Genomic DNA, 23,410 nt, shown 5'->3' on the forward strand with positions numbered 1-23,410 from the left:
ACGATAGCTCGTTAAAGGATCTCGATCTCAAAGCCGCGGGTGACGGTCTCCCCCGGCTTGGCCACCAGGCAGCCGCGCTTGTGCTCCAGAATATCGTCCTCGTCGGAGCAGGTGGACAGGCCGCCCCACGGTTCCACGGCCACAAAGTCGCCCTCGGGCTTGCTCCACACAATCAGGTACGGCATATCGGGGAACGTCAGGCGCACGCCCTTGTCCTTGGTTTTCTTGGTCAACGTAACCACGCGGCTCTCGAGCACGTCAAAGATGGTCTCCGCGAAGTCGAAGAGTTCGTGGGTCAGCGGCAGGTTCTGGTCGATCATGGGGTTCTTGCTGCGATGCTCAACATCAATCAAGCCCGTCGAGGGAACGGCAGTACAGAGCTCAGCGGCCTCGCGCTGCTCAAAACGGAGCTCGTAGTCGTCATAGGACTCGCCCTCGTCGAGCGGGCACTTAAAGCCGGGGTGACCGCCCACAAAAAACGGCATGTCCTCGGTGCCCTCATTGGTCACCTCGTACGAAACGGCCACCTTTTCCGAATCGATCGTGTAACGAGCAACGATCTTAAACGGATACGGGTACTGCTCGAGCAACTCGGCATGGTCGGCAGAGCTTAAGCTCAGCGCAACCATGTTGTCGCTCTGTTCCTCGAGCTTCCACTCCTGCTTGCGCGCAAAGCCGTGGCGGGCGAGCTTTACCTCGCGGCCGCCCATGGTCATTGCGTGACCGTCACGAAGGCCACCGCAGATCGGGAAGCAAATAGGTGCCTGGCCCGACCAGACCGCCGGATCACCCTGCCACAGGTACTCACGGCCGTTGGCCGCAATAGAAGTGAACGATCCGCCAGCCGTGCTCAGTGCCACGCGAATAGTACCGTTATCAAGAACAAACTCCATAGGAGCCTTCCCTTTCTTACGACAGCCCACCAAGTCAATAGGGCTGATAGAAAACCGGCCCGCGCCCCCTCACAGAAACGCGAGCCGTCAACGGACTAGTTAATTACGCCGGATACCCGCTAATCATGGTATTCGCCGCGGTCCCACTTCTCGAGGAACTCGTCAAAGAAGTGCGGGTCAGCCTGAGCCTCGGCGTCGGCCTTATTGCAGGCGTCGATCTTGGCGATCAGGGCGTCGTGCTCGGGAGTCTTCTCGTAGGGCTCCTCCAGGAAGGCAAGCATGATATCGGCCATCAGGAACTCGCCGGTGATCTTGCCACCAAAGCCCACGATGTTGGCGTTGAGCTCGCGGCGGGCATACAGGGCCGAGGTCATGTCGCGGACCAGGGCGCAACGGGCGCCGGGAACCTTGTTGACGGCGTTGGTGATGCCGATGCCGGTGCCGCACAGGGCCACGCCAAAGTCGGCCTTACCGCTGGCAACGGCCTCGCCCACGGCCTTGCCGTAGATGGGATAGTGTGTACGGCTGTGGCTGTAGGTGCCGCAGTCGAGCACCTTGTAGCCAGCCTGCTCCAGGCGGTCGGCCAGATAGATCTTCTCGTCCGTAACGATATGGTCGCAACCGATTGCGATGGTCTTCTTCATCAGAACGTCCTTTCGTCTGAATTCACAAGTTGAGGTAGAAGTTCGAGTTCTCGGTGGCTCTCGTTAGGCCATCTTGTTGAGCATGTCGACACGGATCTGGTGACGACCGCCGGCGTACTGGGCGCGCAGGAACTCGCGGGCGATCTTCTTGGCGACCTCGGTGCCAACGACGCCCGGGCCCATGGTGACCATGCGCGAACCGTTGTGCTCGCGGGTCATGTAGGCGGAGCGCTCGTCGGAAATGTTGGCGACGACCATGCCCTTCATCTTGACGGCGGCCATATAGGAGCCAACGCCGTACTTATCGAAGGCAAAGCCCTGGGAATCCTTGTGCTCCAGCAGGTCCTTGGCGACGGCAGTCGCGGAATCGACAAAGTCCGCGGCAGGGGTCTCGGAATAGTCGACGACCTCGTGGCCATCGGCGATGAGCATCTCCTTGATGGACTCCTTCATCGACATACCGTCGGCATCGGAAGCGATTACAACCCTCATGACATCCTCCTTGAGAGATACGCAGGTGCGTAGTTTCTGTTTGGAAGTGTTGAATCGCGTTCAGGTCCGGGCATCTGAATGTGCGGTTCTTCACTGTTCATGTTTATTTGAACACATTCGAACAGTGACTGCAACAACTATTTGTTTGTCTTTGTTCTTTTTTGAACAATTACCGTTCACGGGCGTTTGCTGACCGTTTGGGCCCGACAGAGGCATAGACGGTCACGCACTCGACAAATAAGGGCGACCGAGAACGCATCTCGGTCGCCCTTCGGCGATATGAATCGGTGAAATGATCCTTTAGCTACTCAGACTCTCCGCTCTTCTTAGCGTGCCTGGACGGAGTACTTAGAAAACGACCTGTCAGATAGTTCGTCGGGCCGGAGATATCAATCCCCAGCAGTACGTGCCCCAGCCACAGGAACGCCACGAGCACCAACAGCGGGATCACGCACGAGGTCACGATCATCACGATGACGCCTTCGATCAGGTCAGTCACCTGCTGCACAATCTCGTCGGTCATCTGCTTGGCACCACTGGTTACCGACGTAACCAGGCTCGATGCCCCATCGGTCAACTGCTCGAGCACGTTTTTGGACTCCGTGGCCTCGGATTTTTTCTTGTTCGACTTTGAGCTGGTCTCACCTGACTTGTCCGTGGCATCAGCCGTCTTTGCGGCATCGCTCGCCTTTTGCTCAGCTTGCTCAATACTTACGCGATACGTTTCATCGACCTTCTGCGACACCCATACGCTCGCGGGCACGAGCGCCATGCCGATCACGGCAACCACCAGCACGCGTGTCGCCACACGGCGCAGAACAGCGCTCGTGCTCCAGCGCCCGTGAATGCCGAGCGACACCGCAAAGAGCACCAACGCAGACGGGATTAAGATGCCCAGGCCAACCGACCACAAAATCGTGAGCAAATATTTCTCTAGATATAGCACGGCAAGCACGATACCAAGGTTGCCTGAAAGCTGTGCGAGCTGCTCGGCAACCGGCGTTCCCGTATCACCAGGCAGCGCGGTAATGCCCGCAGATAGAGCAACGCATGAAGCCGTGAGCGCCAAAACGTTGCCTTTCTTTTGGTCGATAACCTCGATGGTGGAGTCCCAAGTTTTGGTATCGGCGAAATGCGGACGAGCTACAAAGCCCGACAGCAACGCCAGCACCACGAGCACAACGATGATACCGATCTGCAGCTTTTTGTTTGCGCACACGACATCGGACAGGCTGGGCTGCAGCTCGGTTACCGTCGTGTGCTCGGTTATCTGGACAGGACGCCCATGAACTATCTCGTGCGCGCCTCTTTTTTGAATCGATCCATTGTCCGGCATTTGGATACCTCCTCAGTCCGGCCTGTATTGCGGATGGAAGTATACCCACCCAGCGAAAAATCAAAAAGCCCTGCCGCGAAATGCGACAGGGCTTTTGGAAGGGAACTGAGTTGCGCAAAAAGGGTTAGGCGAGCTTGGCCTCGAGCTCGGCAATGCGCTTGTAGGCGTCGATGGTAAAGCGGGTCTGCTTCTCCAGAATCATGGTAGTCATGAGGGTGTCCTGAGCGTGGGCCATGATGAAGGTCATCTCCATCTCGCCGCCACCGGCCTCCTGCGAAAGCAGCTTGGTCTGCGTGTCGTGAGCACCGATGAGCGCATCGCTGGCATCCTTGTGCAGCTGCTCGGCCTTCTCAAAATCACCTTCGCGAGCAGCATCGAGCGCTGCAAGCAAATCGGTCTGGGCGTCACCGGCGTATGCGACGATCTCGAATCCAACCATCGAGATTTCTTCTTTGGTTGCCATGTTGCGTTCCTTTCACATATGAACCAATGGAGAGCATCGCGTCCGGGCATACGCGCTGCGCTGTGTATGCTAGAAACAATAACATTCAAACAAAAAGGAACAATGCAAAACGCAAATATGGACTATGAACGGTCGATTTTTGCCCGTGAACGGTTTTTAAACCAATTCGAACAATATCAAACACGTTTGGCGACAACCCAAACAGGTCCGCGCCCTAGCGCAAATCGCGTACCGTATCGCCCTTTACGAGCACGCCGGGAATCAGCATGTGCTCCACGCCAGGCGCAACCCCCTCGGCGCCGGCGATCTTGTCGACCGCCCACATGCCGACGCGCTTGTTGTTAAAGCGCACCGTGGTCAGACGACGATCGGGCACGATCTCGCCCAGGCTGTCGTCAACGCCCACCACGCTCACGTCCTCGGGCACGCGCTTTCCGCGCGACTCGAGCCCGCGAATGCAGCCGTAGGCCATGGCGTCGTTGGAGGCATAAATGGCCGTACAGGTCGGATCGTCCGCCAGAGCCTGACCGGCAGCATACCCGCTCTGCGCCGTCCAATCGCCACGGATGAATCGCGGCGGCTCAATACCATGCGCGCGCAAAGTCTCGCGCCAGCCCTCCTCGCGCTGCATGCCCGAAAGCGAGCGTTCGGGACACGAGATAAAGTGCACGGTCTTGTGTCCCTGTCCGAGCAAGTACTCAACAACCTGGCGCGAGCAATCAAACTGATCGTTATCGACCGTCGAGCACAGCGGGTGCTCCAACATGGTAACGAGCACCGTCTGCATACCGGGCAGCGGCTCAAAGGTGCCAAAGTCCGCCGGTATGCGATTCATGATCACAACCATGCCGTCCACCGGCAGCGCGCTCATGCGCGACGATGCGCTCTCGAGGGTATAGGGGTGTCCATCTACTTTAGTAAGGGTGATGGCATAGCCGTGTTTGTCGGCGGCGGCGGCAAAGCCCTCCATACGGTCGAGGTTGCCGGTACCGGTAATGTTGAACATGGCGACGCCGACAGTCTTGAACTTGCCGCGACGCAGCGACCGCCCGGCAAAGTTTGGACGATAGCCAAGCTCGCGCATGGCGGCGCGCACGCGCTCCTTGGTCTCGGGGCGCACACTGGGCGAATCGTGCACGGTGCGCGAGACCGTCTGCTCCGAGACGCCCGCGAGGCGCGCCACGTCTTTGACGGATACCGATTTTTTAACAGCGTCCATAGGAGATCTTTCTATGTCAACGATGCCATTGATGACATCCTGCGCAGTCATGTTAAACGCCTTCAAGTATATCCAACGCCTCCCCCTCAATACGCTTACCACCCAAAACCTACCGTTCACCGACAATCTTGCTTCCCCAAACGGCTTTTGTCGCCCAAATGTTAACGTTGCCATTGTGCAAACACAGAGCCACCGGGCGGCTCTAACGTTTACGCGCAAGGAATCGACGGTCCACAGGCACAGGGACCACCGGTTCGTGTCTTTTTTCGTGTCGCAAAATGGCAACGTCAACATTTTGGCAAGCTAACGTCAAAAGCTACCATCGTTGCTAACCCACCGACTCTAAGGAGCTTTGCATGGAGCAACTCATCGCCACCATCGAAAAAGGCCAGCCCTTTTTCAACGCGATCGCCCGCAACAAGTACCTTAAGGCGATCCGCGACGGTTTTATCTCCGTCATCCCCATCATCATCTTCTCGTCCATCTTCTGTCTGGTAGCCTCGGTCCCCAACATCTGGGGTTTCTACTGGCCCGATGACATCAACAACGCCCTGTGGAAGTGCTACAACTACTCCATGGGCATCCTGGCCATCGCCTGTGCCGCCACCACGGCCAAGCACTTCGCCGACGCTCAGAACCGCGACCTGCCCAAGAACAACCAGATCAACTTTATCTCGTGCATGTGCGCGGCCATCATCGGCTTCCTGCTCCTTTCGAGCGACACCATCGCCACGGACGCTGCCAGCGGCTTCAACACCACCTACCTTGGCTCCAAGGGCCTGCTGACCGCCTTCATCGCTGCGTTTGTGACCGGCATCATCTATAAGTTCTTCATTAAGCGCAACATCACCGTCAAGATGCCCGATCAGGTTCCGCCCAACATTTCGCAGACCTTTAAGGACATCATCCCCTTCTCCGTCTGCATCACGGTCTTTTGGGTCTTTGACATCGTCTTCCGCGCTGCCTTTGGCTTCTGCTTTGCCCAGGGCGTCATCCAGGTGTTCCAGCCCCTGTTCACCGCCGCCGACGGCTACATCGGCCTCGCTGTGATCTACGGCGCCATGAGTCTCTTCTGGTTCGTCGGCGTCCACGGCCCCTCGATCGTCGAGCCCGCCATCGCTGCCGCCCTCGTTGCCAACATGACCGACAACCTGGCTGCATTCCAGGCCGGCGAGCACGCCTCCGCCGTCCTGACGCAGGGCGCCCAGTACTTCGTCGTCTGCATGGGCGGCACCGGCGCCACGCTCGTCCTGGTCTTTATGTTCTGCTTCTTGGCCAAGTCCCAGGAGATGCGCGCCGTCGGTAAGGCCGCCATCGTCCCCGTATGCTTTGCCGTCAACGAGCCGCTGCTGTTCGCCGCGCCCATCGTGCTCAACCCCGTCTTCTTTGTCCCGTTTGTCTTTGCCCCGATCGCCAACATCTGGATTCTCAAGGTCTTTATCGACTTCTTGGGCATGAACGGCTTTATGTACACCCTGCCTTGGACCGTCCCCGGTCCCATCGGCACCATCATGGGTCTGGGCTTCCAGCCGCTCGCCTTTGTGATGCTCGCCATCATCCTGGTCGTCGACTTTGCCCTGTACTACCCCTTCTTCCGTGCCTATGACGCCCAGAAGTGCGCAGAGGAGGCCGAGATTTCCGACGAGGAGCTCGCCGCCAAGAACGCCGAGAAGGCCGCTAAGCTCAATGACGCCTTCCAGGGCAAGGCCGACGCCAAGAGCGTTGCCGCCGGCGCCGCTGCCGAGGCTGTGAAGACCGACGCCGCTCCCGCTGCTGCCACCACCGAGGCTACGGCCACCAGCGACCTTAACGGCAAGCGCGTGCTCGTGCTCTGCCAGGGCGGTGGCACTTCGGGCCTGCTCGCCAACGCGCTGGCCAAGGCTGCCAAGGAGCGCGGCATCAATCTGGAGACCGCTGCCGAGGCTTATGGCAACCACGTGGACATGCTCCCCGACTTTGACCTGGTCGTCCTGGCCCCGCAGGCCGCGAGCTACCTGGCCGACCTGCAGAAGGACTGCGAGCGCGTGGGCAACAAGTGCGTCGCCTGCCGCGGTAAGCAGTACATCGAGCTCTCCCAGAACGGCGACAAGTCTCTCGCCTTCGTGAGTGAGCAGCTCTCGAAGTAAGTAACGCGTAAAGGCCAGCCGACCACATCAGGTGGCTGGCCTTTTTACTAGACGATTGGATCATCATGTCCGTTAACCCCGCCAGCGTCACCAACCCGCCCGCGCAGTTTCCCGAGGACTTTATCTTTGGTGGCGCCACCGCCGCCTACCAGGTAGAGGGCGAGACCCGCACCCACGGTAAGGGCAAGGTTGCCTGGGACGACTTCTTGGAGGCCCAGGGGCGCTTTTCCCCCGATCCCGCTTCGGACTTCTACAACCAGTACCCCGTCGATCTGGAGCTGTGCGAGGAGTTCGGCATCAACGGCATTCGCCTCTCCATCGCCTGGAGCCGCATCTTCCCCAATGGCACCGGCGAGATCAACCCCGAGGGTGTGCAGTTCTACCACGACCTCTTTGCCGAGTGCCACAAGCACCACGTTGAGCCCTTTGTTACGCTGCATCACTTCGACACGCCGCTGCCCCTCTTTGAGAAGGGCGACTTCCTCAACCGTGAGACCATCGACGCCTTTGTGGACTTTGCCACCTTCTGCTTTAAGGAGTACGCCGACCAGGTGACCTATTGGTTCACCTTTAACGAGATCTGGGCCGACGCCTCCAACACCTACATCGAGGGCACCTTCCCCGGTGGCGTCAAGGCGCATCTGGCCGAGGCTTTCCAGTGCGAGCACAACATGATGCTCGCCCACGCCAAGGCGGTGCTGGCCTTCCACAACGGCGGTTTTAAGGGCAAGATTGGCGTTATTCAGTCGCTGGAGTTTAAGTACCCGCTCAACGAGAACGACCCCGCCGACATCAAGGCCGCCAACAACGAGCACGTGTTGCAGAACCAGTTCTTGCTCGACGCCACCTTCCGCGGCGACTATGCCCCCGACACCCTCGAGTGCGCCAACCGCCTGGCTGCCGTCTCGGGCGGCACCATCGAAATCCTGGACGAGGACCTCGAGATTATGCGCGAGGCAGCGCTCTACAACGACTACCTGGGCGTTAACAACTATCAGTGCCGCTTCTTGAAGGCCTACGACGGCGAGAACGACCTGCACCACAACGGTACGGGCGAGAAAGGCACCGGACGCTGGCGCGTTAAGGGTATTGGCGAGCATGTGAACAAGCCTGGCATCCCCACCACCGACTGGGACTGGATCATCTATCCCGAGGGCCTGTTCGATCTGCTCGTCTACATTAAGCAGCGCTACCCCAACTACAAGCAGATCTTCATCACCGAAAACGGTATGGGTTACAAGGACCCCTACAAGGACGGCTTTGTAGACGACCAGCCGCGCATCGACTACATCGAGCAGCACCTGCGCTGGTTGCTCAAGGCCATGGAGGTGGGCGTCAACGTGGGCGGCTACTTCCTGTGGAGCCTGCAGGATCAGTTCTCCTGGACCAATGGCTACAACAAGCGTTACGGCTTCTTCTACGTTGACTTTGAAACCCAGAAGCGCACGCCCAAGGCAAGCGCATACTGGTATAAGCACGTGGCGCAGACCCGTCGTCTGGACTAGTCAACGTCATCGGCTGCCGTGACCATCACGCTGCCGTGCACCTTACCATTCCCGATCGCATGGGCGCTGCGTCCATGCACCTCTTTCCGTGTGGCGGATACGACCTTCCCGGTGGATGCTTCAGCATCCTTGGTCGTATCCGCCGTTTTTGTTTTTGGGCGGGCTGGGCCGCGTTCGTTTGTCTCGATCTGTAACATCTAACTCGCTTTTGGCCGTCTAACTGTTACAGATCAAGACAAAGATGATGACTGGGTAGACAAAATCTCAATCTGTAACAGCTAGTCGAGTTTTTGGGTCCTAGCTGTTACAGATTGAGATGAACGAGCCGAGCACGTCTACGCCCGCAGATCCCGCACACTCGCGCGCTCGACCAACACGCCCGAGACGAGTGTTCGGCTTCTGGAGCTTGGGGCCTCCAGGCCCGCAACGACCTCGTTAAGCGCGCGAATGCCCAGCTCGCGGTGGCGAAACTTCACCGACGTCAGAATCGAATTGGGAATCGTCTTGTAGAGCTCGTCGTCGAAGCCTATCACGGACACGTCGCCGGGTACGCTCAGCCCCTTGTCGCGCAAAGCCGTCATCACGCCGTTGGCCATGCAGTCGTTGGCGGCAAGAACCGCCGTGCAATCGGGCTTGTCGGCGAGCGCAAGACCCGCGGCATAGCCGCTATCTGCATTCCAGTCACCCCACAGCGGCTCAGACGGCTCAATGCCACGCGCCTCGAGTGCCGCGCGCCAACCTTTCATACGGCACTGGCTCGACAGCGATTCTTCTTTACCGGCAACGAAGTAGACGTTCTTGTGCCCGCGGTCCAAAAAGTACTCGCACGCCATGCGCGCACCGCCCTCTTGATCGTCGCTGACCGTAGAGCAAGTAGGGTGTTCCATCGGCGTGATAATCACCGTCTTGAGGTCCTTCGGCGCCTCGAACGTATCGAAGTCGTCGACCATCTGACGCAAGTTGAAGATCATGCCATCGACAGGCAGTTGCGACATCCTGCGCGCCGCATCGGCAAGGGTCATCTTCTCCCCCGCCCGCTTCTTGATCATCGTGAGCGCGAAGCCTCGCTCTTCGGCGGCATCGGCGATACCGTCGATCATGTCCACGGCACCGCCTGACAAGTGAAACAGCACCACGCCGATACACCCGTAACGGCCCAACTTGAGCGAGCGCGCGGCAAAGTTAGTTCGAAATCCGAGCGTCTCCATGGCCGCATGGACCTTCTCACGCGTCGATTCGCGTACGCTATCGGGCTCATTGATCACACGAGACACTGTCTTAAGGGAAACGCCGGCGGCAACCGCCACATCGTTCATTGAGACGTTTTTCTTGTCCAACGTTGCCACTATTTCTCCCATCGGCTTCATGTCACATGTTTTCTGCGTTCTAGCATACACTACCTGCCCGACTGATAAATCAACCGTTTACCGGACAATATTGACCGCTCACCCGTTAATCCTTGTTGCGCTTTCCAAAATGTCTTACGTTGTCATTAACGAAATGATAACGTTGTCATTTCGTAACGCCTTCCTTATGCAGGAGGGTTTCCGGGCAGTCCTGACCATCCATCGACGACCAGTTCCATCCACATGCATAGCGCACCAAGCAGCAAAGGAGCTCCATGGACGCCATCGTAAAGATGCTCGAAAAGCATCAGCCGTCTTTGAGAAGATCTCGAGGAACATCTACCTCCAGGCCATTAAGGACGGATTCCTTGGGTGCATGCCCATCGTCCTGACCTCTTCGATTTTCCTGCTCATCGCCACGCTCCCCGGCGTCGTTGGCATCACGTTGCCCCAGCCGCTCATCGACTGGTGCAACAAGCTGTACAACTTCACCATGGGCGTTATGGGCATCATGGTCGCCGGCACCACTGCAAAGAACTTCACGGCTTCCATGAACCGCCGCATGCCCGCCGGCAAGGTGCTCAACGACGGCTCCACCATGGTCGCCGCCCAGTGCAGCATGCTTCTGCTCGCTGTTACGCAGTTCACCACCAAGCTCGACGGTTCCGAGCTTTCGGTTTTCGATTGCACCAGCATGGGCACGCGCGGTCTGTTCTCGGCATACATCGCCGCGTTCATTACCGTGTGGGTTTATAAGTTCTGTGTGTCGCGCGATTTGACCATTAAACTGCCCAAGGAGGTCCCGGGCGCTATCGCCCAGAACTTCCGCGACATCATCCCCTTCGGTGGTGCCGTCATCATCTGCGGCATCATCGATGTGGTCGTGCGCAACCTCATGGGCGTTCCGTTCTCCGAGCTGCTTATCAAACTGCTCTCCCCGCTCTTTACCGCTGCAGAAACCTATCCTGGCCTTATCCTTATCCAGGCTGCCACCGCGTTCTTCTGGTTCATCGGCGTCCACGGCCCCTCGATCGTCCAGCCGGGCATCGACCCCATCCGTCTTGCCAACCAGGCCGAGAACCTGCAGGTTCTGCTGGCCGGTGGCCACCCCGCCCACTCCCTCACCTTTAACATGTCGCTCGTGGGTGAGTTCGGCGGCACCGGCGCCACGTTCATCGTGCCGCTTCTGCTGATTCTCTTTATGAAGTCCAAGCAGCTCAAAGCCGTCGGTAAGGCCTCGATTGTTCCTGTTGCCTTCGCTGTCAACGAGCCGCTGCTCTTTGGCGCGCCCATGATCCTCAACCCCTACATGCTCATCCCCTTTGTTGCCGCCGGCTGCGTCAACGTGAGTGTTGCCAAGTTCTTTATCGATAACGTGGGCATGAACGGCTTCTCCTTCGTGGTGCCTTGGGCCACCCCCGCCCCCATCGGTATCTTCATCACCACGAACTTCCAGCTTATTGCCCTTGTATTTGTCGCGATCATCATCTTGCTGGACGCCGTCATCTACCTGCCGTTCTTGAAGGCATACGATAAGCTGCTCTGCGACCAGGAGGCCGAGCGCGCCGCCGAGCTGGGTCTTGAGTCCGATGGTGCTGCCACCATCGCTGCCAGCACCCCTGCGCCCGTCATCGAGCCGACCGCCGCTGCCGTCGAGACGACCGTTGCCGCTGCCGTCGACAGCGAGCCTGTCGCCGATCAGCCCGAGCCCGCCGCCGACGCATCCGCCAAGAAGGACGTCGACGGTCTGAAGGTCCTCGTCCTGTGCGCCGGCGCTGGCACCTCCGCCATGCTCGCCAACGCCATTAAGGAAGGCGCCGCACAGACCGGCGAGAACATCGCCTCCTCTGCAGGTGCCTATGGTCAGCACACCGCCATCATGGACCAGTACGACGTCATCGTGCTTGCCCCGCAGGTCCGTAGCTACTACAACGACATGAAGGCCGATACCGACCGTCTGGGTATTAAGTTGCTCGCCCCGCGTGGCAAGGAATACATCGACCTTACCCGCGACCCCGCCGGCGCCATCAAGTGGCTCCGCGAGAACCTCGACTAGTTTCCTCCCTCTGTTGGTGCCCGAATCCCCGTTCGGGCACCTCTCCCTATTCGTATCTCACAGAAAGGATGACTCATGACCAACCCCATGCAGTTCCCCGACGGCTTTGTGTTTGGCGGCGCCACCGCTGCTTACCAGGTTGAGGGCGAGACCCGTACGCACGGCAAGGGCAAAGTGCCCTGGGACGATTTCCTGGCTGCTCAGGGTCACTTCTCCCCCGATCCCGCAAGCGACTTCTACAACAAATATCCGGTCGATATCGACCTGTGCCAGCGCTTCGGCATCAACGGTATCCGTGTCTCTATCGCTTGGAGCCGTATCTTCCCCAACGGCACTGGTGAGGTTAACCCCGAGGGCGTCGCCTTCTATCACGAGCTCTTTGCCACCTGCAACAAGGCCGGCGTTATCCCCTATGTCACGCTCGATCACTTTGACACGCCCGAGGCCTTCTACCAGAACGGTGGCGAGGGCTTCCTGACGCGCACGACCATCGATGCCTTCGTCGAGTACGCCAAGTTCTGCTTTGCCGAGTTCACCGAGGTCAAGCACTGGTTCACCTTTAACGAGATTCCCGCGACCGCCGAGGGCAGCTTTATCGTTGGCAACTGGCCGCACGGCGAGAAGTATCGCCTGGACAAGGCCTTCCAGCTTATGCACAACATGATGGTGGCCCACGCCAAGGCCGTCATCGCCTTCCACGAGGGCGGCTTTGAGGGCGAGATCGGCATTGTCCAGAACCTGGAGCCCAAGTATCCCCTCGACCCCAACAGCGCCGCCGACTGCGAGGCAGCCCGCATGGCCGACGTCATCAACAACCGCTGGGTGCTCGACGCCACCTTCCGCGGCCACTATGCGGCCGATACCATGGAAGCTGCGACGAAGCTCGCGCATATCGCCGGCGGCGAGCTCGACGTACGTGACGAGGACGTCGCCGCCCTGACCGCCGCACTCCCCCACAACGATTGTCTGGGCGTCAACACCTACAAGTGCCAATTCCTGCGTGCCGCCGAGGGCGAAAACGACATCAACCACAACGGCACCGGCGACAAAGGCTCCTCGCGCTGGTTCCTCAAGGGCGTTGGCGAGGCATGCGTGCGTCAGGGCATCCCCACCACCGACTGGGACTGGATTATCTATCCCGAGGGCCTGTACGACCTGCTGCTGCGCATTAAGAACGATTACCCCAACTACAAGAAGATCTACATCACCGAGAACGGCATGGGCTATAAGGACGACTTCGAGGACGGCTTTATCGACGACGCCCCCCGCATCGACTACATGCGCCAGCATCTCGCGTGGATCCTCAAGGCGATTGACGGCGGCGTGAACGTCGACGGCTACTTTGTGTGGTCGCTGCAGGACCAGTTCTCCTGGACCAACGGCTATAACAAGCGTTACGGCCTGTTCTACATCGACTTTGAGACCCAGAAGCGCTATCCCAAGGCGAGCGCGTACTGGTACAAGAACGTCGCGGAGACCGGCCTGCTCATGGCCTAGTTTCAGCCACATACCCCTTGTCGGCCGCATGCGAATCCTTCCACGGGTTCGTATGCGGCCTTTTTGTTTTTGGTGAGCTCGAGCAGGCCGTTTGTCTCAATCTGTAACATCTAGCAGGGATTTTCGGTCCTACCTGTTACAGATTTAGATGGACGGGCCCGCCCGGGTCGAAAAATCTAAATCTGTAACAACTAACCCGCTTTTGGCCGCCTACCTGTTACAGATCGAGACAAACGCGCAGGCCAATCCGCTTAATCTCAATCTGTAACATCTAGCCGAGCTTTTCGGTCCCAGTTGTTACAGATCGAGACAAACGGAATCGGCCAGGCAGAAAATCTCGATCTGTAACATCTAACGATCATTTGACCACCTAGCTGTTACAGATCGAGACAATCAGATGGTCAAATCCTCACTTTCCAGGCAGCTACGAAGCGCTCCACTTTCCTTATTATTATCGGTATCACGAACACACTTTCGGTATCTTTTAATGCCGAAATGATACCGAAAGCGTGTTCGAAAATACGGTTAATTCCATGCGTTAGCCCAATCAAGCCCCAGGCTTACAAACTCCGTTTTTTCAGAATGCCAATGCATTCGCGCTTGCGTGTCATTTCACGTCACGTTGACACGCAAAATGACACGCAAATTTTTTCGTGTCATAATTTTGACGCGTGAAATGACGTGTAAAATTTTACGTGTCATTTTTCATGTCAAATTGAAGCGAAACGGAGCATCACGATGCAAGAATCCAAAGATCTTGAATTCAAGGAATGCGTCACTAATTCGTTCCTTAAAACCGTCTCCGCTTATGCAAATGGCACGGGAGGACGCGTGCTATTTGGAATTAACGACGACGGAGAAGCCGTTGGCCTCGATGACCCCAAGCAGACCTGTCTGGATATCGAAAACAAGATTAACGATTCGATCATCCCCCAGCCCGATTACTCCCTAAAAATCAACGAGTCCGATGCAACCGTAGAGCTTACGGTCTTTCCCGGCAGATCGAAGCCTTACCTATACCGCTCGAAGGCATACAAGCGCAATGACACCGCGACCATACCAGTTGACACCCTAGGGCTTTCACGCCTCGTGCTCGAAGGTCAAAACCTCTCCTTTGAACAGCTCCCGGCAAACAAGCAAGATTTATCTTTCACCGTTTTAGAGAATCGCTTAACGGCGAAGCTTTCGCTTCAGTCGTTCACAACCGACACCCTCAAAACCCTCGGCCTGCTCGATCAGACCGGGACCTATAACAACGCGGCAGAACTGCTCGCGGACGAGAACGATTTCCCAGGTATCGACATGGCGGTGTTTGGCGACACCATCAATCTCATTAAGCAGCGCAAAACTCTCGAACATGCATCGGTTTTAACGGAGATTGACGGCGCTCTTGAACTATTTGAAACTCAGTACTGTTACGAAGAGATCAAGGGAATGGAGCGGGTCCGCAAGGAGCTTATTCCGCTCGAAGCATTCCGCGAGGCCATTACCAATGCAATCGTTCACAGGACTTGGGATGTACCCGCGCACATTCGCATCTCGATGTTTGACGACCGCGTGGAAGTCGCCTCGCCCGGCGGCTTGCCAGCAAGCATGACTGTCGATGAGTACCTATCCGATATGCTGTCCGTTAGGCGTAACCGCATTCTTGCCGAAGTCTTTTTGCGCCTGGGTCTTATCGAGGCCTTTGGAACGGGCATCATGCGAATTCGCGACACCTATAAAGACAGCATCAAAAAGCCCCGTTTTCAAGTTTCGGATAATGCCATTGTGGTCACACTTCCCCTACTCATGGATAACCCCGGGCTCGAAGGCGACGAACTTACCGTATTCGGACTGCTGAGTAGAGTACATCCTCAATCGGCAAGTGAGCTTACGGCCAAAGTAAGCTTTAGCCGCTCGAAGCTTAATCGCATCCTCAAAAAACTCGTTGAGACAGGCCTGGCGACAGTTGAAGGCACCGGCAGAGGACAGAAGTATCGCCTGCTGCGCTAGCTAGCAGATGACCTGCGTGTGCTCCTCGATGGCGGCACGGTCCTCGGCGGAGATGCTCGGCTCGCACACTACGGCGTCCAGGCTGTCCAGGCGGCAGAAGGTATAGAAGTCGCGCTTGCCGATCTTGCTGGAGTCGGCGATGAGGTAGCGCGAGTCGGCCTTGCTAAAGGCGAGCTGCTGGATGCGGCCCTCGTCCATGTTCGACGTGGACACGTCGCCGTCCAGAATGCCGTTGGCACCGATAAAGGCCGCGTCGATTCCCAGCGCGCGCAGGGTGTCCTCGGCCGTGGGGCCCACAAAGGCGGCGGTGCGGCGACGGTACATGCCGCCCACCAGACACAAGTCGCAGTCCTCGCGCTCCTCGAGCAGATTAAAAACCGAAAGCGAGTTGGTCACAATGCGCAGGCGAAACGCCGGCAGCATCGAGGCCATCTGTTCAACCGTGGTGCCCGTACCCAAAAAGATAGTCGAGCCCTCTTCGATAAGCTCCACGGCGCGGCGTGCGATCTGCAGCTTTTCCTCGGCATGCTTGGAGCGTTTTTCGCTGTGCGAGTACTCGTGGCGGAGCATCGCATGGGGGCGACCCTGCGCGCTGCGGGCACCGCCATGCACGCGCTCGATCTCGCCCAGACTCGCAAGCTCTTCAAGGTCGCGGCGAATCGTCATGTCCGAGACACCTAATGCATCAGAGATCTCTTTAACCGAGACCGTCCCCTGCTCCTCGAGCAGCTGCCGAACCTTATCCTGTCGCTCCGCCTTAATCACGATGAGCCCTCGACATTCCACGCGTACATCAATTCAAACAGTAACGAACAAATTGTATCAGATTCGCGCGGGCCAAAAATGAGCGCTTCAGCTGCGCCTTCCTCACTTTTTTTGAGAAAAATACCCCCTGCTTTAGTGGGGTGTAGTGATAATCTCGCCTGTTCGCGCTACAGTTTGTCCGAAATACCTCGATGTTAGGAACCAAATGATCACTTCCGAGCTTTTCGGCACCGCGCCATGCGGCACCCCCGTTCATCGTTACACCCTCAACGGGCCCGAGATCTGCGTTCGCATTATGGACTACGGCGCCACCGTTCTGGGCATTGACGTACCCGACATCCCCGGCAACGTACGCGATGTGGTGCTGGGCTTCGATAAGCTCGAGGATTACTTTGACAACCCCGCCTGCTTTGGCGCGACTATCGGCCCCGTAGCCAACCGCACTGCAGGCGCCACAATTACCATCGATGGCACGGACTGGCACATGCCCGCCAACGAGGGCGCCAACAACCTGCATAGCGATCTTGAGCATGGCCTGCACAAGCGTGTGTGGGACGTTGAGCTCGACGAGGTCCACAATGCCGTGCGCATGACTACCTCGCTCGAGGATGGCGAGCTGGGACTTCCCGGCAACCGCACGTTTACGGCCGTGTTCACCGTGACGCCGACGGGCCGCTTCCGTATCGAGTACAGCTGCGAGAGCGACCGCGCCACCTACGTGTCCATGACCAACCACACGTACTTTAACCTCGCCGGCCACAACGCCGGTATGGACTGCGAGCACTTCTTTGTTGCCAACGCTGCCCACTACCTGCCCATTAACGAGCAGAACATCCCCACCGGCGAGATTGCTTCGGTCGAGGGTACGCCGTTTGACTTCCGTGAGCTGCGTCCCGTCGCACCCGGCATGGAGGCAGACGATCCGCAGATTAAGCAGGCCCGCGGCTATGACCACTGCCTATGCATCGGCGGCTACCAGTACGGCCGCAATCTGCGCCGCGCGATGCATGTTGAGGAGATGTGGACCGGTCGTGAGCTGGACTACTACACCACCGCCCCGGGCGTGCAGCTCTACACCGGCAACTGGCTGGGCGACGAGCACGCCAAGGACGATGCTAACTATGGCTGGGGTGCCGGCTTTGCCCTCGAGGCAGAGATGTACCCCGACACGCCGCACCAACCGCTGTTCCCGCAGGGCATTGTGGGCCCGGGTCACCCCTACAGCAATGTGATCGAATACCACTTTATGAGGCACTAAGCCCATAACGCAACATATCGCACAGCAGCGCCCGCCGGCACCACCGCCGACGGGCGCTTTTTCATCTTTTGGACTCATTTTCGCTGTGACTGTATGAGTGACATATCAAAACTATGCCCATTTACTACGTTTAGCCTGGGATGCTCGACCATGCACCGGTTTTTGTTAAACTCTCGAGCCGTCTACCTGCAGTTTTGTTTTTCTCAAATTCGACATGCTCGGCGATAGCCGATCAAACGTAGTAAATGGACATAGTTTTTGACAGACGGCATCGCTCGCATCCCTCGCAAGGGCAAAATGATCCGTTTTCCTCCGTCCCCAAGGGATCACTTGAACAGATTGCCGATGGGGTCGGGATTGGAGCTGGGGAGATAGCGGATTTCTAGCTCTACGCCGAGCGCCTGCAGTTCTTTGAGGGCAGCGACGTCTGCGTCGCTCACGGCAACCGCGGGCGTTATGGGGCGCTTGCCCTCCCCTGCCTGCATATGGCCGATGCTGATCTTGGTGATCGGCACGCCGCCCTTAACCAGTGCCAATGCATCCGCGGGCGACGCCACCATGATCAGGATCCATTGGCGCGGCGTTGCCGCATGAATAACGTCAATCGTCCTTTGCACCGAGAAGAAACGCGTCCACACGCCATCGGGCGCCGCCACCCTCATGGGTGCCCACTTGCGCGAATCCGCCGCAATCTCGTCGTTGACGATGAGGACGAGGTTGGTGCCCACGGCCTCATTCCACAGCTCAACATCCTGCCCATAGATAAAGCGGTCATCGATACGCGTGAGAAGAATCTTGGGTTGAGCCATCGCTGCCCCATTCTGTTTGAGACCCGTAAGGGCAAGACATCACGTCTTGAATATTAGTGCATTTAAAGTGAGAAAAGCCGTCAGAACACTTGCGCGGATTTGCGATGTCCCGTATCATAGACAGCCGTTGACGCCTCAGTTGCGTCACCACATGGCCGCCAGCGTAGCTCAGTTGGTAGAGCACCGCTCTCGTAAAGCGGGGGTCACCGGTTCGAGCCCGGTCGCTGGCTCCATTGCACAAGATAGCCGCCTTCGGGCGGCTTTTTTGTTGCCGATTTTGCGCACGCCCGCCAATCCAAGCGCAACGTCGCCGGCAACCCCCTACTCAACAACAAAAGCCCCGCCAACCGCGGTCTCCCAAACGGGAAGCCACGATCAACGGGGCTCAAGCGCGACCCCCTCAAGGGAATCACGCCAACACACGGCTCAGCCGTGCAGCTCGCTACTCCTCCCAGTAGGCGTCGGCAAGTAGCTTGAAGCAGATCTTCTTGACCGGCTGCGCGCCATCGCCCGGGAACTCGAGCGTGGGCATGTGAGGCTCGCCGGCAACGAACAGGGCAAACTTGTCGTCGGCCAGATCGCCGGCGATCGAGGCGTCGGAATCGACCAGATCGTAGTCGTCCTTCTCGTCAAACTCCTGAACCAGCGTCAGGCTGCCCGTGGCGACCTTAAAGGCCTCGCGACCCTCGACGTCGATCTGCAGGTCGTGATAGCGCTGATGCGTCTCATAGTGAGCCTCAGCCTCGGGACGCGTCGTGGGAGCCATGACGTTCGCAAAGACCTTGTCGCCCAGAATCGGATGGCTGCCGACCTCGAGCTCCGCCGGGTCGTTCTCCTCGAGCCAATCAATCAGCACGTCGAGGCCCTTGAGCATGCCGCGGTATTCCTCGATATCGCCCAGTGCACCGTAAATCATCTAAATCCCCTCTCGGATCGTCTCTTTGGCAGCTACTCGGTAAACGCGTTACCGACGCTGTTGCCGCCCACATACGTCTCGACCAGGGTAAGGTCGGGATTGAACACGACAAAGTCGGCGTCGCGCCCCGGCATAATGCTACCGCACTTGTCGTCCACACGGACCAACAGGAAGCGAGCAATATCGAGGCGCAATCCAAACTCTTACAGCTCGGTTACGACAACGCCATTGTAGACCTCGTCCCAACGGTCCATGACCAAATGACCCGTCATCGGGTCCATGGCGTTGAGCTTGCCGCAGGTATTGGCGGTACGCAGCACTGTCTCGTCGTCCGCGCCGGCAGCGATGGCATGCGCAAAGCCGGCAATGGTGGAGTCGCCGGAGCCCGTAGCGTTAACGGCAGGGATATCGGGCGTCTTGGCGCGGAACGCACGGCCGTTGTGGAAGCCCACGGAGCCGGCGGCGCCCATGGACACGACGACCCAGGGGATATCGGAGAAACGGGTGTCGGAGGCAAGCGCCGCGCGGAGCTCGTCCACATCGTCGGTGGTAAAGCTCGTGCCCAAAAGACCGTTGATCTCGGTCAGGTTAGGCTTGACCAGCTCGGGCTTAATTTCGGACTTAAGGGCGGCCTCGAGCGAAGCACCCGAGGTATCGAGCAACACCTTGGCGCCGGCGTTCTCGGCAATGCCCGTGATCTTGGCATAGTAGTCCGCCTCGACGCCGCGGGGCAGCGAGCCCGAGATAGTGACGACGTCGGCCTTGCTCGCAAGCTCAGTGAACTTGGCGGTGAAGGCATCGAGCTCCTCGGGGGCAATCGTCGGGCCGCTCTCGAGCAGCTCGGTCTGGTTGCCGGCGTGGAGGATATTGAGGCAGATGCGGGTCTCGCCCTTGATGGGCACGAAGTCGTTGTTGATGCCGTCAGCGTCCATGAGCTCAGCCATGTAGGCGCCCATGTGACCGCCAAGCAGGCCGGTAGCCACGACATCGTCGCCCAGCTGACCCAGCACGCGGGCCACGTTGAGGCCCTTACCACCGGCGGTCTTTTCGGGCGTCACGCGGTTGACGTCGTCGATAACGAGCTCATCGAGTTGATAGCGCGTATCGACAGACGGGTTCATCGTAACGGTGAGGATCATTTTAAGCTCCTTATCTCGCAGGCTTCTTGTGCCTCGCGATACGAGTCGACAAAACGGAATTACAGAATCTCAATCGTGAACGAGCGCACGACGGTCTCCTTGGGCTTGGCGATAAGGCAGCCGCGCTTGTGCTCAAGCACATCGTCCTCATCAGAGCAGGTCGAAAGGCCGCCCCAAGGCTCAACTGCCACAAAATCGCCCTCGGGCTTGCTCCACACGATGAGGTACGGGAAGCCCTCAAAGCTCAGGCGGACGCCCTTGTCCTCGCCCTTCTTGGAGAGCGTGACCTGACGACTCTCGAGCACGTCAAAGATGGTCTCCGCAAAATCAAAGAGCTCGTGCGACAGCGGCAGAGTCTTTCCCACCATGGGGTTCTTGGAGCGGTTAGCCACGTCGATCAAACCGGTCGAGGGGACGGCGGTGCAAAGCTCCGCGGCCTCGTCCTTCTCAAAACGCAGCTCGTAGTCCGTATAGGCCTCGCCCTCGTCGAGCGGGCACCTAAAGCCGGGGTGACCGCCGATAAAGAACGGCATGTCCTCGGTACCCTCGTTGGTCACCTCATAGGAAACGCGCACGGCATTACCCTCGAGCGTATAGCGGGCAACGAGCTTAAACGGGTACGGATAATCACTCAGCAATGCGGCGTTGTCCTCCGAAGCCAGGCACATCGCCAACTCGTTCTCGTTCTGGCTCAGCAGCTTCCACTCCTGCTTACGCGCGAATCCATGACGAGCGAGCTTCACGTGGTGCCCGGCAAACGTCATGGCATTGCCATCGCGCAGGCCTCCGCAGATCGGAAAGCAGATCGGTGCTTGACCGGACCACACGGCAGGGTCGCCCTGCCACAGATACTCGCGACCGTCAGCCTCGATTGAGGTGAACGAGCCGCCAGCCGTGGAAACCGTAATAGAAATCGAATCGTTGGAAAGAGCGTATTCCATTGCCCATCCTTTCGAACAACTGCTTTGTCATCGCTCGCAAGCACCCATCTCAGTACTGGTTAAAGAGCAAACCCGCGCGTTCATCGATGTGTCCGGTATCCCAGCTATCCAACGGGGTACCATATTGACATTGACTTCATTACAGCTGAAGGGCCTTCTTATGCGAACCATCATCCTCTACGCCTCGCGCCACCACGGCAACACGAAAAAGCTCGTGGACGCCATTGTCGAGGCACATCCCGAAATCGATACCCTCGACGTAAAGGCACTCGGCAAAAATGAGTACCCCGACCTGCACGAGTATCACCTGATTGGTGTCGCCACGGGCATTTATTACTCCGAGATCGACAAGGATATGGCACGCGTACTCACCAACGTGCTGCAGCCGCAGGACAAAGTGTTTGGTCTTATGACCTACGGCGGCAAAAACAAGTGGTACGGCAAGGATATCGATGGCATCTGCCGCATGAGGCAGGCCATCTTTATGGGTGTCTACGGATGCACCGGCTTTGATACGTGGGGCCCGTTTAAGCTCATGGGCGGCGTTCAGAAGGGACACCCGACCGCCGAGGAAATTAAGGGCGCTGTCGATTTCTTCGATAAGATCGAAGATGAGTACGGCGACATCATCGTCGAAGAGTACGCCAAACGCGAGAAGCGTCTTGCCTATGAAAAGGAGCATCCTGCGGGAGGCCTGGTGGCCGGCGTCAAGCGCACGGCAAAGAAGATCGCTAACAAGCTGTAACTGTTAAGGTGCTTTTGAGCGTTAACCCATACGGCGGGTCCGAGCAAATTCGGGCCCGCCGTCTTTTTCTGTCGTTACTCGGTAAATGCGTTGCCGACGCTCTGGCCGCCAACGTAGGTCTCAACGAGAGTGAGCTCGTGGTCGAACACGACAAAGTCGGCGTCGCGACCCGGCATGATGCTGCCGCACTTATCCTCGATGTGCGCGGAACGAGCCGGCACCTCGGTTGCCATGCGAATGGCGATATCGGCGCTGGCGATACCCCAGTCGACGATGTTCTTGACGCCCTGGGCAAGCGTGAGCACCGAACCGGCAATGCTCTTGCCGTCGGCGAGCCAGCACAGGTTGTCCTTCATGATGACATCCATGCCACCACTGGTGTAGCTGCCCTCGGGCATACCGCCGCAACCCAGGCAGTCGGTGATGAGCACCGTGTGCTGCCAGCCCTTTGCCTGCAGCAGCGCCTTGATGGCGGCAGGGTTCACATGCTTGCCGTCGCAGATGACCTCGGCGTAGGTCTCGGGGGTGGTCATAGCGGCACCCACAACACCGGGCTCGCGATGATGCAGGCCGCGCTGGCCGTTGTAGGTGTGCGTAAAGCAGCTGGCACCGGCGTTGATGGCGGCGACGCACTCGTCGTAGGTGGCATCGGAGTGGCCGATGCTGGTCACCACACCCTTGGCGTTCAGGGCGGCAGCATAGGCGGCGGCACCATCGCGCTCGGCAGCCATGGCGCTCTTAACGATGCGCCCGCCAGCAGCCTCCTGCCACTGGTCGAAGACCTCCTCGGAAGGATCGATCAGATAGGCGGGGTTCTGTGCACCCACGTGCTTCATGGTAAAGAAGGGGCCCTCCAGGTAGATGCCCTGGATGCGGGCACCGCAGAAGTCGGGGCCGCGACCCTCGTCGGCCTGGGCGATGGCGGCGCAGGCGTCCTTGATCTGCTCAACGCCGTCGGTAAACGTCGTGGGAAGCCAGCTGGTGGTGCCGCGACGGGCGAGCTCGGTCGAGCTGATATCAATGCCCTCGGGGTCGTTATCGGTAGTCGAATGGTTATAAAAGCCATGGATGTGGGTGTCAACCATGCCCGGCGCGATCCACGATCCCGTATAGTCCTTAATCTCGCAAGAGGGCTCGTCGGCCTGCCAAGCGCCAAAGACGCCGTCCTCGACCATGAGATAGCCGCCCAGCTGCGGGCCCGCCGGCAGGAAGAACTTGTCGGCCTTAATTGCGTACGTGCTCATATGCACTCCTTGCTTCCAAAG

At 58.4% G+C, this 23,410-nt stretch carries 22 protein-coding genes and 1 tRNA gene; 8 read left to right on the forward strand and 15 right to left on the reverse strand.

The genetic code is table 11. The annotated features are described in order from the left end of the window. Positions 1-11: 11 nt before the first annotated feature. From I2G43_RS03685 to I2G43_RS03710, 6 genes are all read right to left on the reverse strand, one after another. Positions 12-893, reverse strand: a complete 882-nt coding sequence (locus tag I2G43_RS03685) for an aldose 1-epimerase family protein (RefSeq protein ID WP_195535119.1) — start codon at positions 891-893, stop codon at positions 12-14. A gap of 119 nt (positions 894-1,012) precedes the next feature. Then, entirely contained in the window at positions 1,013-1,537 is a 525-nt protein-coding gene (lacB, locus tag I2G43_RS03690; RefSeq protein WP_117794107.1) for a galactose-6-phosphate isomerase subunit LacB, read from the reverse strand. Between the two features lie 63 nt (positions 1,538-1,600). Beyond that, on the reverse strand, positions 1,601-2,029 hold the full coding sequence (gene lacA / locus I2G43_RS03695; protein WP_138340165.1) for a galactose-6-phosphate isomerase subunit LacA: 429 nt from the start codon (positions 2,027-2,029) through the stop codon (positions 1,601-1,603). A gap of 304 nt (positions 2,030-2,333) precedes the next feature. Next, complete coding sequence (locus I2G43_RS03700; RefSeq protein ID WP_195535120.1) at positions 2,334-3,365, reverse strand: hypothetical protein; 1,032 nt, start codon at positions 3,363-3,365, stop codon at positions 2,334-2,336. A 124-nt stretch (positions 3,366-3,489) separates the two neighbouring features. Then, a complete protein-coding gene (locus I2G43_RS03705; RefSeq protein WP_006234827.1) occupies positions 3,490-3,828 on the reverse strand; it encodes a PTS lactose/cellobiose transporter subunit IIA in 339 nt (112 codons plus the stop codon). Positions 3,829-4,042: 214 nt separating this feature from the next. Next, positions 4,043-5,098, reverse strand: coding sequence for a LacI family DNA-binding transcriptional regulator (locus tag I2G43_RS03710; protein ID WP_229071534.1), 1,056 nt, complete (start codon positions 5,096-5,098; stop codon positions 4,043-4,045). Positions 5,099-5,403: 305 nt separating this feature from the next. On the opposite strand from I2G43_RS03710, the gene I2G43_RS03715 reads away from it, so the two are divergent. Both I2G43_RS03715 and lacG (I2G43_RS03720) read left to right on the forward strand, forming a co-directional pair. After that, a complete protein-coding gene (locus tag I2G43_RS03715; protein ID WP_195535121.1) occupies positions 5,404-7,173 on the forward strand; it encodes a lactose/cellobiose PTS transporter subunit IIB in 1,770 nt (589 codons plus the stop codon). A 65-nt stretch (positions 7,174-7,238) separates the two neighbouring features. Next, on the forward strand, positions 7,239-8,678 hold the full coding sequence (lacG, locus tag I2G43_RS03720) for a 6-phospho-beta-galactosidase (RefSeq protein WP_195535122.1): 1,440 nt from the start codon (positions 7,239-7,241) through the stop codon (positions 8,676-8,678). Here the strand turns inward: lacG (I2G43_RS03720) and I2G43_RS03725 are convergent. Both I2G43_RS03725 and I2G43_RS03730 read right to left on the reverse strand, forming a co-directional pair. Then, the gene (locus I2G43_RS03725) at positions 8,675-8,875 is read right to left on the reverse strand and encodes a hypothetical protein (protein ID WP_195535123.1); all 201 of its coding nucleotides are present in this window, start codon (positions 8,873-8,875) and stop codon (positions 8,675-8,677) included. The genes lacG (I2G43_RS03720) and I2G43_RS03725 overlap by 4 nt on opposite strands. A 138-nt stretch (positions 8,876-9,013) precedes the next feature. Further along, positions 9,014-10,024: a LacI family DNA-binding transcriptional regulator gene (locus tag I2G43_RS03730; RefSeq protein WP_195535124.1), complete on the reverse strand. Its 1,011-nt coding sequence runs from the start codon at positions 10,022-10,024 to the stop codon at positions 9,014-9,016. Positions 10,025-10,400: 376 nt separating this feature from the next. On the opposite strand from I2G43_RS03730, the gene I2G43_RS03735 reads away from it, so the two are divergent. The 3 genes from I2G43_RS03735 (at position 10,401) to I2G43_RS03745 (ending at position 15,572) form a co-directional block, all read left to right on the forward strand. Beyond that, a complete protein-coding gene (locus I2G43_RS03735) occupies positions 10,401-12,080 on the forward strand; it encodes a PTS lactose transporter subunit IIBC (protein ID WP_229071536.1) in 1,680 nt (559 codons plus the stop codon). Between the two features lie 75 nt (positions 12,081-12,155). Then, entirely contained in the window at positions 12,156-13,577 is a 1,422-nt protein-coding gene (gene lacG, locus I2G43_RS03740; RefSeq protein ID WP_229071538.1) for a 6-phospho-beta-galactosidase, read from the forward strand. A 738-nt stretch (positions 13,578-14,315) separates the two neighbouring features. Then, positions 14,316-15,572 carry an ATP-binding protein gene (locus I2G43_RS03745; protein WP_195535125.1) on the forward strand — a complete coding sequence of 419 codons (1,257 nt, stop codon included), beginning with the start codon at positions 14,316-14,318 and terminating at the stop codon, positions 15,570-15,572. On the opposite strand, the gene I2G43_RS03750 is transcribed toward I2G43_RS03745, so the two are convergent. Next, positions 15,573-16,337 (reverse strand): DeoR/GlpR family DNA-binding transcription regulator, encoded by a 765-nt coding sequence (locus I2G43_RS03750; protein WP_324249493.1) that lies wholly within the window; start codon positions 16,335-16,337, stop codon positions 15,573-15,575. 205 nt (positions 16,338-16,542) lie between these two features. On the opposite strand from I2G43_RS03750, the gene I2G43_RS03755 reads away from it, so the two are divergent. Then, the gene (locus tag I2G43_RS03755) at positions 16,543-17,595 is read left to right on the forward strand and encodes an aldose epimerase family protein (RefSeq protein ID WP_195535126.1); all 1,053 of its coding nucleotides are present in this window, start codon (positions 16,543-16,545) and stop codon (positions 17,593-17,595) included. Between the two features lie 326 nt (positions 17,596-17,921). Here the strand turns inward: I2G43_RS03755 and I2G43_RS03760 are convergent, their stop codons facing one another. Beyond that, the gene (locus tag I2G43_RS03760) at positions 17,922-18,404 is read right to left on the reverse strand and encodes a PTS system mannose/fructose/N-acetylgalactosamine-transporter subunit IIB (RefSeq protein ID WP_195535127.1); all 483 of its coding nucleotides are present in this window, start codon (positions 18,402-18,404) and stop codon (positions 17,922-17,924) included. A 157-nt stretch (positions 18,405-18,561) separates the two neighbouring features. Here I2G43_RS03760 and I2G43_RS03765 point away from each other — a divergent pair. Continuing rightward, positions 18,562-18,637: transfer RNA gene (locus tag I2G43_RS03765), tRNA-Thr, on the forward strand. Between the two features lie 209 nt (positions 18,638-18,846). Here I2G43_RS03765 and I2G43_RS03770 read toward each other — a convergent pair. The 4 genes from I2G43_RS03770 to I2G43_RS03785 are packed head-to-tail and all read right to left on the reverse strand — an operon-like array spanning position 18,847 to position 21,400. After that, positions 18,847-19,320, reverse strand: a complete 474-nt coding sequence (locus I2G43_RS03770) for a YhcH/YjgK/YiaL family protein (protein ID WP_117778978.1) — start codon at positions 19,318-19,320, stop codon at positions 18,847-18,849. A 32-nt stretch (positions 19,321-19,352) separates the two neighbouring features. Beyond that, positions 19,353-19,514, reverse strand: coding sequence for a hypothetical protein (locus tag I2G43_RS03775; RefSeq protein ID WP_229071540.1), 162 nt, complete (start codon positions 19,512-19,514; stop codon positions 19,353-19,355). Positions 19,515-19,523: 9 nt separating this feature from the next. Continuing rightward, positions 19,524-20,459 (reverse strand): hexose kinase, encoded by a 936-nt coding sequence (locus I2G43_RS03780; RefSeq protein WP_195535128.1) that lies wholly within the window; start codon positions 20,457-20,459, stop codon positions 19,524-19,526. Positions 20,460-20,518: 59 nt separating this feature from the next. Next, a complete protein-coding gene (locus I2G43_RS03785; RefSeq protein WP_195535129.1) occupies positions 20,519-21,400 on the reverse strand; it encodes an aldose 1-epimerase family protein in 882 nt (293 codons plus the stop codon). 160 nt (positions 21,401-21,560) lie between these two features. On the opposite strand from I2G43_RS03785, the gene I2G43_RS03790 reads away from it, so the two are divergent. Then, entirely contained in the window at positions 21,561-22,145 is a 585-nt protein-coding gene (locus I2G43_RS03790; RefSeq protein ID WP_229071542.1) for a flavodoxin domain-containing protein, read from the forward strand. Between the two features lie 74 nt (positions 22,146-22,219). Here the strand turns inward: I2G43_RS03790 and nagA are convergent, their stop codons facing one another. Further along, positions 22,220-23,389 (reverse strand): N-acetylglucosamine-6-phosphate deacetylase, encoded by a 1,170-nt coding sequence (gene nagA, locus I2G43_RS03795; protein WP_195535130.1) that lies wholly within the window; start codon positions 23,387-23,389, stop codon positions 22,220-22,222. Positions 23,390-23,410 lie beyond the last annotated feature (21 nt).

Source organism: Collinsella aerofaciens (genome assembly GCF_015557435.1).
In the GTDB taxonomy this organism is placed as follows: Bacteria; Actinomycetota; Coriobacteriia; order Coriobacteriales; family Coriobacteriaceae; genus Collinsella; species Collinsella aerofaciens_Z.

Bases quoted from the DNA above. Each gene is read 5' to 3' on its own strand.
- I2G43_RS03685 (WP_195535119.1), bottom strand. From the start codon at position 893: ATGGAGTTTGTTCTTGATAACGGTACTATTCGCGTGGCACTGAGCACG.
- lacB (WP_117794107.1), bottom strand. From the start codon at position 1,537: ATGAAGAAGACCATCGCAATCGGTTGCGACCATATCGTTACGGACGAG.
- lacA (WP_138340165.1), bottom strand. From the start codon at position 2,029: ATGAGGGTTGTAATCGCTTCCGATGCCGACGGTATGTCGATGAAGGAG.
- I2G43_RS03700 (WP_195535120.1), bottom strand. From the start codon at position 3,365: ATGCCGGACAATGGATCGATTCAAAAAAGAGGCGCGCACGAGATAGTT.
- I2G43_RS03705 (WP_006234827.1), bottom strand. From the start codon at position 3,828: ATGGCAACCAAAGAAGAAATCTCGATGGTTGGATTCGAGATCGTCGCA.
- I2G43_RS03710 (WP_229071534.1), bottom strand. From the start codon at position 5,098: ATGACTGCGCAGGATGTCATCAATGGCATCGTTGACATAGAAAGATCT.
- I2G43_RS03715 (WP_195535121.1), top strand. From the start codon at position 5,404: ATGGAGCAACTCATCGCCACCATCGAAAAAGGCCAGCCCTTTTTCAAC.
- lacG (WP_195535122.1), top strand. From the start codon at position 7,239: ATGTCCGTTAACCCCGCCAGCGTCACCAACCCGCCCGCGCAGTTTCCC.
- I2G43_RS03725 (WP_195535123.1), bottom strand. From the start codon at position 8,875: ATGTTACAGATCGAGACAAACGAACGCGGCCCAGCCCGCCCAAAAACA.
- I2G43_RS03735 (WP_229071536.1), top strand. From the start codon at position 10,401: ATGCCCATCGTCCTGACCTCTTCGATTTTCCTGCTCATCGCCACGCTC.
- lacG (WP_229071538.1), top strand. From the start codon at position 12,156: ATGACCAACCCCATGCAGTTCCCCGACGGCTTTGTGTTTGGCGGCGCC.
- I2G43_RS03745 (WP_195535125.1), top strand. From the start codon at position 14,316: ATGCAAGAATCCAAAGATCTTGAATTCAAGGAATGCGTCACTAATTCG.
- I2G43_RS03755 (WP_195535126.1), top strand. From the start codon at position 16,543: ATGATCACTTCCGAGCTTTTCGGCACCGCGCCATGCGGCACCCCCGTT.
- I2G43_RS03760 (WP_195535127.1), bottom strand. From the start codon at position 18,404: ATGGCTCAACCCAAGATTCTTCTCACGCGTATCGATGACCGCTTTATC.
- I2G43_RS03770 (WP_117778978.1), bottom strand. From the start codon at position 19,320: ATGATTTACGGTGCACTGGGCGATATCGAGGAATACCGCGGCATGCTC.
- I2G43_RS03780 (WP_195535128.1), bottom strand. From the start codon at position 20,459: ATGATCCTCACCGTTACGATGAACCCGTCTGTCGATACGCGCTATCAA.
- I2G43_RS03785 (WP_195535129.1), bottom strand. From the start codon at position 21,400: ATGGAATACGCTCTTTCCAACGATTCGATTTCTATTACGGTTTCCACG.
- I2G43_RS03790 (WP_229071542.1), top strand. From the start codon at position 21,561: ATGCGAACCATCATCCTCTACGCCTCGCGCCACCACGGCAACACGAAA.
- nagA (WP_195535130.1), bottom strand. From the start codon at position 23,389: ATGAGCACGTACGCAATTAAGGCCGACAAGTTCTTCCTGCCGGCGGGC.